Origin of the sequence: Streptomyces sp. YGL11-2, from assembly GCF_050054615.1 — a bacterium.
Classification (GTDB): Bacteria; Actinomycetota; Actinomycetes; order Streptomycetales; family Streptomycetaceae; genus Streptomyces.
Genome location: NZ_JBNHIN010000019.1, coordinates 58,303 through 71,571, shown reverse-complemented (window position 1 = coordinate 71,571; position 13,269 = coordinate 58,303). Strand labels below are relative to the sequence as shown.

The 13,269-nt window shown below is 70.4% G+C and carries 11 protein-coding genes and 2 pseudogenes; 6 read left to right on the top strand and 7 right to left on the bottom strand.

Annotated features, from left to right (window positions below):
* Positions 1–76: 76 nt before the first annotated feature.
* A complete protein-coding gene (gene map / locus ACO1BR_RS22340) occupies positions 77–844 on the top strand; it encodes a type I methionyl aminopeptidase (protein ID WP_426796848.1) in 768 nt (255 codons plus the stop codon).
* Positions 845–1,028: 184 nt separating this feature from the next.
* Here map and ACO1BR_RS22335 read toward each other — a convergent pair whose 3' ends face one another.
* Positions 1,029–2,372, bottom strand: coding sequence for an SGNH/GDSL hydrolase family protein (locus tag ACO1BR_RS22335; protein WP_426796847.1), 1,344 nt, complete (start codon positions 2,370–2,372; stop codon positions 1,029–1,031).
* Positions 2,373–2,418: 46 nt separating this feature from the next.
* Between ACO1BR_RS22335 and ACO1BR_RS22330 the strand changes: the two genes are divergently transcribed.
* Together ACO1BR_RS22330 and ACO1BR_RS22325 are read left to right on the top strand one after the other, a co-directional pair.
* Positions 2,419–2,736 (top strand): hypothetical protein, encoded by a 318-nt coding sequence (locus tag ACO1BR_RS22330; protein WP_426796846.1) that lies wholly within the window; start codon positions 2,419–2,421, stop codon positions 2,734–2,736.
* Positions 2,733–3,230, top strand: coding sequence for a hypothetical protein (locus ACO1BR_RS22325; protein WP_426796845.1), 498 nt, complete (start codon positions 2,733–2,735; stop codon positions 3,228–3,230). Before ACO1BR_RS22330 ends, ACO1BR_RS22325 begins: the two co-directional genes overlap by 4 nt.
* A gap of 184 nt (positions 3,231–3,414) precedes the next feature.
* Here the strand turns inward: ACO1BR_RS22325 and ACO1BR_RS22320 are convergent, their stop codons facing one another.
* Entirely contained in the window at positions 3,415–4,059 is a 645-nt protein-coding gene (locus ACO1BR_RS22320) for a pentapeptide repeat-containing protein (RefSeq protein WP_426796904.1), read from the bottom strand.
* A 473-nt stretch (positions 4,060–4,532) separates the two neighbouring features.
* Between ACO1BR_RS22320 and ACO1BR_RS22315 the strand changes: the two genes are divergently transcribed.
* Positions 4,533–5,810, top strand: a complete 1,278-nt coding sequence (locus ACO1BR_RS22315) for an NAD(P)-binding protein (protein ID WP_426796844.1) — start codon at positions 4,533–4,535, stop codon at positions 5,808–5,810.
* 97 nt (positions 5,811–5,907) lie between these two features.
* Here ACO1BR_RS22315 and ACO1BR_RS22310 read toward each other — a convergent pair whose 3' ends face one another.
* On the bottom strand, positions 5,908–7,011 hold the full coding sequence (locus ACO1BR_RS22310) for an aminopeptidase P family protein (RefSeq protein WP_426796903.1): 1,104 nt from the start codon (positions 7,009–7,011) through the stop codon (positions 5,908–5,910).
* Between the two features lie 401 nt (positions 7,012–7,412).
* Here ACO1BR_RS22310 and ACO1BR_RS22305 point away from each other — a divergent pair, with 401 nt between their 5' ends.
* Together ACO1BR_RS22305 and rox are read left to right on the top strand one after the other, a co-directional pair.
* Positions 7,413–7,886, top strand: coding sequence for a hypothetical protein (locus tag ACO1BR_RS22305; protein ID WP_426796843.1), 474 nt, complete (start codon positions 7,413–7,415; stop codon positions 7,884–7,886).
* A 225-nt stretch (positions 7,887–8,111) separates the two neighbouring features.
* Complete coding sequence (gene rox, locus ACO1BR_RS22300; protein WP_426796902.1) at positions 8,112–9,584, top strand: rifampin monooxygenase; 1,473 nt, start codon at positions 8,112–8,114, stop codon at positions 9,582–9,584.
* Positions 9,585–9,842: 258 nt separating this feature from the next.
* On the opposite strand, the gene ACO1BR_RS22295 is transcribed toward rox, so the two are convergent.
* The 4 genes and pseudogenes from ACO1BR_RS22295 to secY form a co-directional block, all read right to left on the bottom strand.
* A complete protein-coding gene (locus tag ACO1BR_RS22295) occupies positions 9,843–10,046 on the bottom strand; it encodes a hypothetical protein (RefSeq protein ID WP_426796842.1) in 204 nt (67 codons plus the stop codon).
* A 558-nt stretch (positions 10,047–10,604) separates the two neighbouring features.
* The gene (locus tag ACO1BR_RS22290) at positions 10,605–11,063 is read right to left on the bottom strand and encodes a DUF7144 family membrane protein (RefSeq protein WP_426796841.1); all 459 of its coding nucleotides are present in this window, start codon (positions 11,061–11,063) and stop codon (positions 10,605–10,607) included.
* A 648-nt stretch (positions 11,064–11,711) separates the two neighbouring features.
* Positions 11,712–11,783 (bottom strand): annotated as a pseudogene (locus ACO1BR_RS22285) (adenylate kinase); the annotation flags it as partial.
* 8 nt (positions 11,784–11,791) lie between these two features.
* Positions 11,792–13,096: pseudogene (gene secY, locus ACO1BR_RS22280) on the bottom strand (preprotein translocase subunit SecY); the annotation flags it as partial.
* Positions 13,097–13,269 lie beyond the last annotated feature (173 nt).

The window sequence follows — 13,269 nt, the reverse complement described above, 5'->3', positions numbered from 1 at the left end:
ATACCGGCTGCACGAAGCTGTGGCCGCCGCCCGGCACCGAGGTGCGTACGGGCGGCCCGAACGGGAGGTCGTACCGATGGTGGAGATCAAGACGAATGCGTCGCTGGACGCGATGCGCGTGGCCGGCCGGGTCGTCGCGGACGCCCTGTCCGCGGTCCGCGCCGCGGCCGCCCCCGGCATACGGCTGATGGATCTGGACGAGGTGGCCCGTGCGGTCCTGCGCGAGGCCGGCGCCACCTCCCCCTTCCTCGGCTACCGCCCCAGCTTCGCGCCGACCCCCTTCCCGGCCGTGATCTGCGCCTCCGTCAACGACGCGATCGTGCACGGCATCCCGGACGGCTACCGGCTCCGCGACGGCGACCTGGTGAGCATCGACTGCGGTGCGGTCGTCGACGGCTGGGCCGGCGACGCGGCCACCAGCTTCACCGTCGGCGCCACGCGGCCCGAGGACCACCGGCTGATGGAGACCACCCGGCGCGCCCTGGAAGCGGGCATCGCGGCGGCCGTCGTGGGCGCCCGTATCGGCGATGTCTCGCACGCCATCGGCAGCGTCGGACGCTCCGCCGGCTACGGCATCGCCGAGGACTTCGGCGGCCACGGCATCGGCCGCGCGATGCACGAGGACCCGGCGGTCCCCAATGAAGGCCGGCCGGGCCGCGGCCTCGTCCTCCGCCACGGCCTGGTCATCGCCATCGAGCCGATGTTCCTGTCGGGCGGCGGGGACAGCTACTACGCGGCCCCCGACGGCTGGACCCTGCGCACCATCGACGGCAGCCGCGCCGCCCACTTCGAGCACACCGTCGCGGTGACGGACGACGGGCCACGCGTACTGACCCTGCCGTAGGCGCGAGCGCTCCGCCGACGTAGGCGCGAGCACTGCCGTAGGCACCGGACCCTCCGTAAGCACCAGCACCGCCGTAGGCACGGGCCCCGCCGTAGGCACCAGCGCCGCCGTGAGCACCAGCGCTGACTCGCCGCGGTCACAGGACGGCGAGCCGCCGCCAGGGCCTACGACAGCACGGGCGCCCTCAGAACGCGTCGACGTCGACCGTCTCGGCCATCGCGCGATAGCCGGCGTCGTTCGGGTGCAGATGGTCGCCCTCGTCGTAGGCGGGCGCTATCCGGCTCCGGTCGGCGGGATCGGCCACCGCGTGGTCCAGGTCCACGATCCCGTCGAACTCACCGGAGGTGCGTATCCAGTCGTTCAGCGCCTCGCGCTTGATCTCGCCCCGCTCGGTGTAATACGCGGCTCCCTTGAACGGTGTCAGCGTCGCACCTATCACCCGGATGCCCCTGCCGTGCGCCTGACGTATCAACTCCCGCTGAGCAGCGATGAGTTGCTGCACGGACACCGCGGGTGTCGGCCCGCCCGGCGCGCCGCTCCACTCGCTCATACCGATGTCGTTGATGCCTTCCAGGAGGATGACGGTGCCCACGTTCGGCGTGTTGAGCGCGTCCTTCCGGAAGCGGACCACGGCCTTCTCGCCGAACCCGCTGGTGCTGTTGGTCAGTTGGTTGCCACTGATCCCCTCGTTCAGGACACTGCGCGGGCGGCCCGCGGCGGCGAACCGCTCGGCCAGCCGGTCCGGATAGCGGCGATCGGTGTCGACCGTGGAGCCGTACCCGTCGGTGATGGAGTCCCCGAAGGCCACCACCCCGTCGCGCCGCGCGACCGACCCACCGCCCGCGACCTCGACACCGGAGAGGTAGTACCAGGACTGCGAGGTCTCGGTGAACGCCGCGGCCCCCACATCGGAGCGGTGGTCACCGGCCGCGCGATAGCTGGTGGCCATCGCCATCGCATGGAAGGTGGCCGGGCCGGTCGGCGCGTCCAGATACAGCGTGACGGTCACCGACTCCAGGGCGCGCACCCGCAACCCCACGCCGTCGCTGAGCAGTTCACCACCCGCCGGTATGGTCGCCGACCGCCCGTTCCCGAAAGTCAGCTGCCGCACCGACCCGGCCTGCACCGAAGCCCCCTGCGCGGTCCGCGCGATGGTCGCGCCGGCCACCTTGAGCGGCGCTGCGCCGTAGCGGTTCGACAGCTTGATACGGGCCTGCGCACCGCCGGCACTGACCCGGACGACCTGACGCACCGTCTGCCGGGCGAAGCCGTCCTCGGACCAGTTCTTGCCAAACACCCCGGTGGCCCGCTGCGGCGCCGCCGCCCAGCCACCACGCCAATGCCCCTGCGCATACGGCGCGGTGACACCGGCCAGTCCACCGCCGGCGCCCAAACCCGCCGCGTATGCCGCCGCGCCCTGCCCACCCGCACCGCCCAGCACCACGGGCAGCACCGGCAGCGCCACCAGCGCCGCCGCCGACACCAGCGCAACGCCCGAACGTCTCACCAGCGAACCAGACATGATCATTACCCCACCCTCTGGCCATGACGATCCCGTCGTACACGGTCTCGTCGTGCGATACCTCGTCGTGCATCACTTCGTCGTGCGTCACTTCGTCGTGCCCGGTCTCGCCGTACGCGGTCTCGCCGTACGCGGTCTCGCCGTACGCGGTCTCGCCGTGCGCAGTCTCGCCGTGCGCAGTCTCGCCGTGCGTGATCACGCCGTCCGCGACCTCGCCATCGGCGATCACGCCGTACGTCGTCCCCCCGTCGGCGAGGCCCTTGCCGTGATCGGCCCGAGGTCACACGGGCCCCGGGCCGGCCGGGGCGGAAGGACGGCGGCCGACCATCCGGACCGCCCGCCGCACCGGCGTGACACCATCAAGACGTGATCGACCTCGGCTATTCCCTCTCCCGCCGCTTTCCGGATCCGCCGCAGACGGACTACCGGACCGCGGATGTGCACACCCTGCGCCACGACCTCTTCTGCGGCGACGTCTATATCGCCGACACCAAGTCCGACCGCGAGCTGTCCACGGCCTGGGGCTGGGTGCCGGTACTGGACTTCGCCTGGGCGCTGTGCGACATCGTCGAGCAGCTCGACACCGACCCGCGCGGCAGCCGTTCCGCCCGGCCGATCCACGCCGAACTCGACTTCACCGAATCCGCGGACCGGATGCTCTTCGAGCGCCGTTTCGGCTGGGTCGACATCGACGCCGACTGGATGCCCGCCGACGAGGCCCCGCTCACCTTCAACCACGCCGCGCTCCGCCGTGAGGCCCGCGACTTCCTGCACGACCTGATCGCCGACCTCACCGATATGCACGACGGCCTCGCCGACAACCCCGCCATCTGGGAACTCCAGGCCCGCTTCCCCCGCGTCTGACCCTTACGGCCGACGGGCGCGCCCTCCCCCGACACGCCGCCCCTCCTCGCCGCGCGCCTTTCACGCCCCGCACGTCCTCCCACGTCTCTGCCCTCACGCTGCTCCACCGCTTCGCTCCCCCTACGCCGCCGCCTCACCCCATCCACTCGCCCCACCCGCTCGCTTCATCCACTCACCCACCCGCTCACTCCACCCGTACGCCCACCTGTGCCGCGAACGCCGGTGCCAGATCCATGAGTTGGGCCGGACTGATCACCGCGCCCGCCAGGCAGTCGATCCCCCGCGCGATATCCACCGCCGCGGCACCACGCAGATCGACGTCCTTCATCCGGGCCGCGCTGAAATCCACCCGCGCCAGGGTGCAGTCGTCGAACGTCACCCGCTCCAGCTGCGCGCCGCCGAAGTCCGCCTCGACCAGCACACACCCCTCGAAGGCGACATCCCGCAACTTCGCCTTGCGCAGATTCAGGAAGTCGATCTTCCCGCCGCGCACCACGACCCGCTCCAGCGCCGAACCGTGGAGCTGCATCCCGCCGAGCCGGGCGTCCGACACCTCCACATCGCGCAGCATCGCCTGCGACAGGTCCGTACCGACCCCGCGCACCCCGCTCAGCACGCTGTCGATGATCCGCGCCCGGCTCAGCACCGCCTCGTCCAGCACACATCGCCGCAGCGCGCAGTCCATGAACCTCGCACCCCGCGCCGACTGCCGCGAACAGTCCGTCCCCGCGAACTCCAGCCCGTCGTAGTCCCCTTCGGGCTCCAGCTCCGCGCCGTCGTACGGCTGGAGCTCCGGCAACCGCACCTCCGGCCGCCGCACCGCCCGCACCGTCTCCTTGCCGCGCCCCGCCACGCGATCACCGCCTTCCGTCCCGCACGAACCGATTCCACAATCCCGAACCGCGATCCCGTTCAGTGGCCCACTCGCGGTTCCGCCCGCGCCCCCTCCCGGACCTTCCCTGAAGCCTCCCTGCCCCTCCCCGAACCCTCTCTGCCCCCTCCCCGAACCCTCAGTGGTCCCTTCGCGACCGGTTCGCGAGCGGTTCGCGACCAGCCCGCGACCGGTCCGCAGCTACTCGACCCATAGTGACCCACACCACTGACAATCGCCCTGACCTGCACAAACACCCGATTCGCCAGCCGCATGTCACATCCGCCGCACCCCCATCCGTCCAAGCCCACGAGCACCCCCGCACCACCGAGCACGCCTAACCGCAACCGCATCCGCAACCACGGCCACGGCCACCGCCACAACAAAGGCCACAGCCACAGCCACAGCCACAGCCACCAAAGGAGCCCCACATGGCTCACCACCGCCTCACCGTCATCGGCGGCGGCTTCGCCGGCCTCACCGCGGCCATCTCCGCCGCCGAGTCCGGCGCCGCCGTCACGCTCTACGAGGCCCACCGCACCCTCGGCGGCCGCGCCCGCACCGCCGACGCCCCCTACCGCACCAACGAGGGCGGGCACGCCCTCTACAACCGCGGCCCGCACTGGCCCTGGCTCAAGAAGCGCGGCCTGCTGCCGCCGCTGGCCCCGCTGCGCCCCCTTGAGGCGACCCGGCTGCGTTTCCTGCACCACGGCAGGCTGCACCGGCTGCCCCCGCTCGGCATGGTGACGACGCTGCGCCGCCACCGCACCGCCCCGGTCGACCGGGACTTCCTCAGCTGGGCGAGCAGCCGGGTCGGCGAACCGACCGCCCGCGCCGCGGCTCATTACGTGGGCGTCTCCACCTTCCACCACGACCCCGGCTCGCTCTCCGCCGCCTTCGTCCAGGAACGGCTGCGCCGCAACACCAGCCTCCCGCCCGAGGCCCACTACGTCGCCGGGGGCTGGGTCACACTCATCGACGGGATGGCACGGTACGCCCGTGACCTGGGCGTACGCATCGAGACCGGGGCCCGCGTCGAGACACTGCCAGAGGACACGCCGGTCGTCGTCGCCACCCACCTCGACTCCGCCCGCGCCCTCCTCAAGGACGACCGGCTCCGCTGGAGCAGCGCCCGCGCCGTGCTGCTCGACCTCGCCGTACGGACCCGGCGCGGCGACCCGTTCGTAGTGTCCGGGCTCGACTTCCCCGGCTGGATCGAGCGGTTCACCGGCCCCGATCCCGGCCTGGCGCCGGAGGGCGAACAGCTCATCCAGGGCCATGTCGGCATCGCCCCGGACGAGACCCGCGCCGCCGGGATCGCCCGCGCCGAACGCCTCCTCGACGCCGGTTTCCCCAACTGGCGCGACCGCACCACCTGGCGCCGCGAGTCGCTTGCCGCCGGCCGTACGGGAGCGGTGGACCTCCCCGGCACCACCTGGCGCGACCGCCCGGCGATCGACCGCGGTCACGGCGTCTACCTGGCGGGCGACCAGGTCGCGGCACCCGGCGTGCTCTCCGAGGTCTCGTTCACCAGCGCCCTGCAGGCCGTCGCGCTCGCCCTGTCCGGCGGCCCGCGCCCGCACCCTGACACCCCCAGGTCAAGCACCCGTCCCACGGATCAGGTGCCCACCCCCTCAGACACCCGTCCCACGGAACAGGCACCCGCCCCCTCAAGGACCCGGTCCCCGGATCGGACATCGGCCCACTAGACAGCCGGGCACCCAGGTACCCAGGTACGGACACGTGGACACGTGGACACCCGGACACCCAGACACCTGGGCGCCCGGACACCGGGCACCCACCCCCCTACGCCACCACCGCCAGCCCCCGGTCCGTCTCGTTCAGCCGCCGCCCGCCCGACTCCGTGCACACCACGATGTCCTCGATCCGCACCCCGAACCGCCCCGGCAGATAGATCCCCGGCTCGATCGAGAAGCACATCCCGGGCACCAAGGGGAGGTGCTCGCCCTCCACCATGTAGGGCGGTTCGTGCGTGGTCACCCCGATCCCGTGCCCGGTCCGGTGGATGAAGTACTCCCCGTACCCCGCCGCCTTGATGACCCTCCTGGCCACCCGGTCGATCTCCTGGCAGGCGACACCGGGCCGCACCGCCTCGAACGCCGCCTGCTGCGCCTCCCGCACGATCCCGTGCACCTTGCGCTCCTCGGAACCCGGCTCCCCGACATGCACGGTCCGCGTCGTGTCCGACCCGTACCCGTCCTTCAGCCCCCCGAAGTCGAGTACGACCATGTCGCCGTCCTCGATGATCCGATCCCCCGCCTCGTGGTGCGGGTTGGCTCCGTTGGGGCCCGACCCGACGACCGTGAAGTCCACCTGGCTGTGCCCGTGCTCCGTCAGCAGCCGCGCCAGATCCGCCGCCACATCAGACTCCCGCCGCCCACCGAAGCGCACGCCCAGGATGTCCTCATATGTCGCATCTGCCGCCGCCCCGGCCGCCGCCAACCGCTCCACCTCGTACGCGTCCTTGACGGCCCGCAGCATCGGCACCGCCTCGGTCAGCGCGGCATACCCGCTCCCCGGCACCGCCCGCTGCAGCCCCAGCAGATGCAGCGCCCACATCCCGTCCGCCACCCCGTAACGCCGGCGCGGAGCAAGCCACTTGCCCAGCTCCGCATACGGATCCGCCCCGTCGGACCAGCCCGCCACCTCCAGCGCCCCGGCCCCCGGCGCACGCTCCGCATCCGGCTGCTCCAGCACGGGCACCAGCAGCCGCGCCGCCCGCCCCGGCTCGATCACCAGCGCGGTCAGCCGCTCGGTCACCGCCGGCGGCCGGTACCCGCACAGCCACACCAGATCCGGTCCCGGCGTCACAATCAGACCGGCCAGCCCGGCCTCCACCGCCGCCAGCCCGGCCCGCTCCATCCGCCGTACGTAATCGTCCCGCGCCATCGCACTCACCATGCCACCGAACCTACGCCGCCCCGCCCCCGCCCGCGCCATCAAAACCAGTCCCCCAAAGCCCCGTTCACCCCTCCAGCGCCACCCGCCGCACCCCCGCGCACCCCTAAGCCCCGGACCATCCCGGTCCGGGACCGCCACATCCGCCAACGGCCCCGACCGCCGCGTCCGGGCCGTGACCACCCACCGCCGGTCATCCTTTAGGCCGTCCCGCGCACCGGGCGCATGCGACCGGAGGCGGATGCCGAGATCGGCCAGCGGGTCGACTACGGGCCATGCCCGCCGTGGGTACGGTGGCGTGGAAAGCCAAGCCGCCGCGTGCGGCACCGCGGGCAGCAGCCCCACGCCGCGCGGACCGGCACGGACAGGCACGGAAACAGGCCGAGGTCACCATGGCACCCCCACACCAGTCGTCGCGCCGCAGCCGGGGTGACCTCTACTTCGTGATCGCGTTCGTCGCGATCGGAGCCCTCATCCTCGGCGGGATGCTGTGGGCGAAGGACCACATGACCGAGCTGAAGAAGTGGCGCGGCGAGAACGCCTGGTACCTCAAGTACGAGGCCACGTCGTCCGGCGGCGAACCGCAGGCCGCCGCCCTCAGCTTCCGGCGCAACCCCGACAGTTCCAAGCCCGACTACAGGGACGAGCGGCTGGGCTCCACCAAGCTGCCCTGGAGCACGAACGTCGTCGTCAACACCGGCAAAGAGGCACGTGTGGAGGTCACCCCGAGCGGGAACGGGACCGCCACCTGCCGCATCCTGCTGGACGGCATCCGGGTCGTCGCCTCAGGGAAGTCCCCCGGCCCCGGCAAGCCCGCCGTCTGCCACGTGATCACCAGCAGCACCCCAGAGAAGTGGCCCCGCTGACCGAGGGCCCACCCGCACCCCACCTCGGCCCATCGCTGACCACGGGCGAACCCACGGGGCGCAAAACCAGAGGGCGCGAAACCACGGGGCAAAAACAAAGGCAAGGAGGTCACTCACTCCTTGCCACTCTCAACGTATAGCGCATGGGGGGCCTTGCGGCAAGGCCCCGGTCGTGCCGCAGAATCACCGGCCGAAGCAAGAGAACCTGCGCACATGGGGGTAGTGGTGATCGACGTCATCGTGGCCGGCGGCGGACCGACCGGCCTGATGCTGGCCTGCGAGTTGCGGCTGCACGGCGTGCACGTGGTCGTGCTGGAGAGGGAGCCGGAGCCGCTCCCGTATGTCCGTGCGCTCGGCATGCACGTACGCAGCATCGAGGTGATGGACCAGCGCGGTCTGCTGGAGCGGTTCCTCGCGCACGGCCGGAAGTACCCCGTCGGCGGTTTCTTCGCCGCCATCGACAAGCCGGCGCCCGACGGGCTGGACACCACCCATCCCTACGTCCTCGGCATCCCGCAGACCACCACCGACCGCCTGCTGGCCGAGCGCGCCGTCGAACTCGGCGCCGAGATCCGGCGCGGCTGCGAGCTGGTCGGGCTGAGCCAGGACGAGCACGGGGTGACCGTCGAACTGGCCCATGGGGGTACCCCCGCCAGTGAGGACGTGGCCGCCGCGGGAGGGGAAGGCACACGGCTGCGCTCGCGCTACCTCGTCGGCTGCGACGGCGGACGCAGCACGGTGCGCAAGCTGCTCGGCGTCGGCTTCCCCGGCGAGCCCAGCAGGGTCGAGACGCTGCTGGGCGAGATGGAGCTGACCGCGCCACCGGAGACGCTGACCGCCGTGATGGCCGAAGTCCGCAAGACCCAGAAGCGGTTCGGCGCCATGCCGTTGGGGGACGGCGTGTACCGCGTCGTCGTGCCTGCCAAGGGGCTGGCCGCGGACCGCTCGGTCCCGCCGGCCTTCGAGGAGTTCACACGGCAGCTGCGGGCGATCGCCGGCACCGACTTCGGCGCGCACTCACCGCGCTGGCTCTCCCGCTTCGGCGACGCCACCCGGCAGGCCGAGCGCTACCGGGTCGACCGGGTGCTGCTGGCCGGCGACGCGGCGCACATCCACCCGCCGACCGGCGGGCAGGGGCTCAACCTCGGCGTCCAGGACGCGTTCAACCTCGGTTGGAAACTGGCCGCCGAGGTGGGCGGCTGGGCACCGGACGGGCTGCTCGACAGCTACCACGCCGAACGGCACCCGGTGGCCGCCGACGTGCTGGTCAACACCCGCGCGCAGATCGAGCTGATGTCCACCGAGCCGGGCCCTCGGGCAGTGCGCCAACTGCTGTCGGAACTGATGGACTTCGACGAGGTGAACCGGTACCTGACCGAGAAGATCACGGCGCTCGCGGTCCGCTACGACTTCGGCGAGGAGCATGAACTGCTCGGCCGGCGCATGCGGGACGTGGGCCTGAAGCAGGGCCGCCTGTACGAGCTGACGCACGGCGGCCGCGGACTTCTGCTCGACCAGACCGGCCGGCTCTCGGTGGCGGGCTGGGAAGACCGGATCGACCACGTCACCGACGTCAGCGAGGAACTGGACGTACCCGCGGTGCTGTTGCGGCCCGACGGTCACGTGGTCTGGGCCGGCGAAGACCAGGCGGATCTGCTCAGCCGGATACCGAGGTGGTTCGGCGCGCGGGTCGGCTGACCGCAGCCGCGTCCGCAGCGAGCTGTCGCCCCGGCTCCGCCCTCCGGGGCGGACCGGAGCGCGCGGCCGCCGCCAACCCCAAACCGCGAGCGTCCACGTCCCTTCGCAGGCGAGGTCGCCGACTTGACCATTCACACCCGCCGCACTGCCAGCACTGCCAGAACTGCCATCGCAAGAAACACATTTCGTGGTGTCAAGGCACGGGGGGCGAGAACACCATCGGCCCCAACGAGGCAACCTGGCAGCAGGCGAAAAGAGTCAGCCCGTCGGCTGCTGAATCCACCCCTGCTTCGCCATCGCATCGCATACGATCGCAGGCGACTTCTCCGTCCCGTGCTGCACCTTCAGGTCCTTCATGCACTCTGCATAGGGGATGGTCCCGCCGGTAACGGACGCAGAGGCCGTGTGGGCGGCCGCGATCGTGAACACGCCACTCATGGCAATGCCTGTGGCCACGGCCATACCGGAACTCATTCGACGCACAGTGATGTTCCCTTCTTCCTACCGGGACACGGCTGCCTCGGTATACCTCAGCCCGTTCAACGACCCACCGCACCATGAGAAACGTAAAACGTAAGGCGCCGCTGCACTCCCCGCCGGCATCCCCACCATCGCCGTCACCATTACCGCTACCGTCACCGGGCGATTCCTCGCCCCCGAGATGCCGGCCCCTATCCGGCACGGCCGCATTCCACATGCCGGCACAGTCCACAGCTCACATTCCCGGCCGCCGACGTCATCCGCCGACGTCATCCTCGGCGGACCGGTCACTGCACAGCGCCCCAGCGGGCGCAGGGCAAGCAGGGCGCCCCGGGGGCCGACCGCCGGGGGCGATCCGTCGACAGCAGCCGGCCGCCGAAGCCACCGCCGCCACCGTTCCCCGGGGCGCCGCCTGGAGCCGCCGGCGGTCCGGGAAGTTGCTGGAGGGCGTCGGCGACCAGATCGTCGCGCACATAACGGACCTGGACGGTGCGGTGTGAGCCCCTACCCGGTTCCCACCGGCAAAGGCCCGGTCCGGGTTCACCGACCGCCGCTGGTTCCGGGATGGAACGATCTGCTCAGCGCCCAGATGATCAGGAGGTCGAGCGTCATCACGATGATGGACCACACGGGGTAGTACGGAACGAACATGAACTGGGTGACCAGGCTGATTGCCGCCACCGGTATACCAGCCGCGCGCGCCCAGCTCTTTTCGAGCAGAATCCCCACGCCTGCTACGACGAGCGCCACTCCGACCACGAGGTGAATCCCACCCCAAGCGGCGAGATCGAACCGGTAGTCGTACCGAGGCGAGGAGAACACGGTGTCGCGGGTGATGCCGGTTACGCCCTGAAGAATGCTGAGCGGCCCGCTCAGCATCAGCGTCGTTCCCGCGAACAGGGACTGGCCGGAGATCAATTCGCTGCTGTAGGGACTCCCCTGCCGCCCCTTATCGGGCACCGTTGCCATGGCCGCCGCCTTTCTGTCCAGCGCGGCCACCGACGCACACAGCTCGTGCGAGGCGAGCCACGCTCCCCTGACAGCGTCACCTCAATTCTCCGGTGCCGCGACTGCAACCCGCCACCCGGAGACCGCGGAATCCCACCCCGCTGCTCGCCCCCAGGGCGGGGCTGGAACGCACTCTTCTCACCGGTGTTGGATCAGGCCGGGCGGTGCTGTTCTTGCAGGTCAGCGCCGCCCGCCCTGACCCTGGGTCCGGCTTTCGGCACCTCGTGTTCCGCCGTCCGCTCACGTATCGCTCACGCAGGAAAAGATTCGCCACAGCGGGATGTGAACCCACGACCTCTCCGTCCCGAATGACATACGGGCAAGATCCTTACCTGCGTGTTCGGGTATCTGCCCAGGTCAGTGGGTTGGTGTGGGTTGGTATGGCATGGTGTCGCAGGGGCTTCGGGAGAAGGTCTTCTCCCGGATTTCTCCCAGGGAGCCGAGGCCGGCTGTCGCCGCGTGGCGACTGTGGCTCGTCAGGGTTACCGAGAGGCGGGCGCAGGCGCCGGATCTCTGCCTCCCGCGCACACCACTGTCGGCGGGACGTGGATTGCTCCGGCCACGGCAGCGGGCCGGGTGTGGGGACGGCCGACGGGCAGGCGGATGCGCACCTTCTTCAGGGCGGGGATGAACCTCTAGGATCGCGAGGTTCTCGGCGAGGTACGCGGCCTGGGTACCCTTGCCGGCTCCCGCGGGTCCGACGAGGACGATTCGCGTCGGCGGAGGAACCCTTCGTAGTTGCGCTGCTGAAGCTGGCTCTCGATCTGTTTCACGGTCTCCAGGCCCACGCTCACGATGATGAGGATGCTCGTCCCGCCGAACGGGAAGTTCTGGTTCGCGTTGAACAGCACCAACTCCATTGTTGGTACGAGCGCGATCAGCCCCAGGTACAGCGAGCCCGGCCACGTGATCCGGTTGAGCACGTAGCTGAGGTACTCGGCCGTCGGGCGACCAGCCCGGATACCTGGGACGAAGCCACCGTGCTTCTTCATGTTGTCGGCGACTTCTTCGGGGTTGAAGCTGATGGCCACGTAGAAGAAGGCGAAGAACACGACCAACAAGACGTACGCGGCGATGTAAACGGGGTGGTCTCCCTTGGTGAAGATGGTGGCGATCCAGGTCGCCCATGCCGCCTTCGACCCGCTGAACTGTGCGATGAGCGCCGGCATGGAGAGCAGCGACGACGCGAAGATGACGGGAGTCACACCTGCCTGGTTCACCTTGAGCGGGATGTAGGTGGAGGTACCGCCGTAGGACCGGCGCCCGATCATGCGCTTCGCGTACTGCACCGGGATGCGCCGCTGTGCCTGCTCGACGAAGACCACCAGGGCGACCATCGCCAGGCCCACCAGGATCACCGCGAAGAACTCGATCCAGCCGCCGGCGAGCTTGCCCTGGAGCTTGACCTGCCACAGCGCGCTCGGGAAGCGGGCGGCGATCGAGATGAACATCAGGATCGACATGCCGTTGCCGATGCCGCGGTCGGTGACCCGCTCGCCGAGCCACATGACCAGGCAGGTGCCGGCGGTCATCGTGATGACCATCGTGATGGTGGTGAAGACCGAGCCGTTGGGCACGATCTGGCGCGTGCAGCCCTGGAAGAGCGAACCGGCGCGGGCGGTGGTCACCAGGGCGGTGCCCTCCAGGGCGGCGATCGCCACGGTCAGGTAGCGGGTGTACTGGGTGATCTTCGCCTGGCCGGACTGCCCCTCCTTCTTGAGGGCCTCCAGTCGCGGGATCACGACGGTCAGCAGCTGGAGGATGATGCTCGCCGTGATGTACGGCATGATCCCCAGCGCGAAGATCGTGATCTGCAGCAGCGCTCCACCGCTGAACATGTTCACCAGGCCGAACAACCCGCTGTTGGCGTGGGTCCGCTCCATGCAGAACTCGACGTTGGTGTAGTTCACCCCTGGGACCGGGATGTGCACTCCGATCCGGTAGAGCACGATGATGCCCAACGTGAACAGCAGCTTCTTGCGCAGGTCGGGCGTCTTGAACGCTCGGGCGAACGCGGTGAGCACGGTGCCTCCTGCGCCCCCCGCCACTTTCAGGGCAGGGAGGCGACGGTCTTGAGGATCAACGAATACGTAGCGGCTGTACTGCGCGGAGCCCGCCCGCACGGCGGGTTCCGAGGTAGGCCCCGGGGCTGACTCGGTTGCCCAGGGTGCGGTGCGCGCGCAAACGAAGTCGCCGT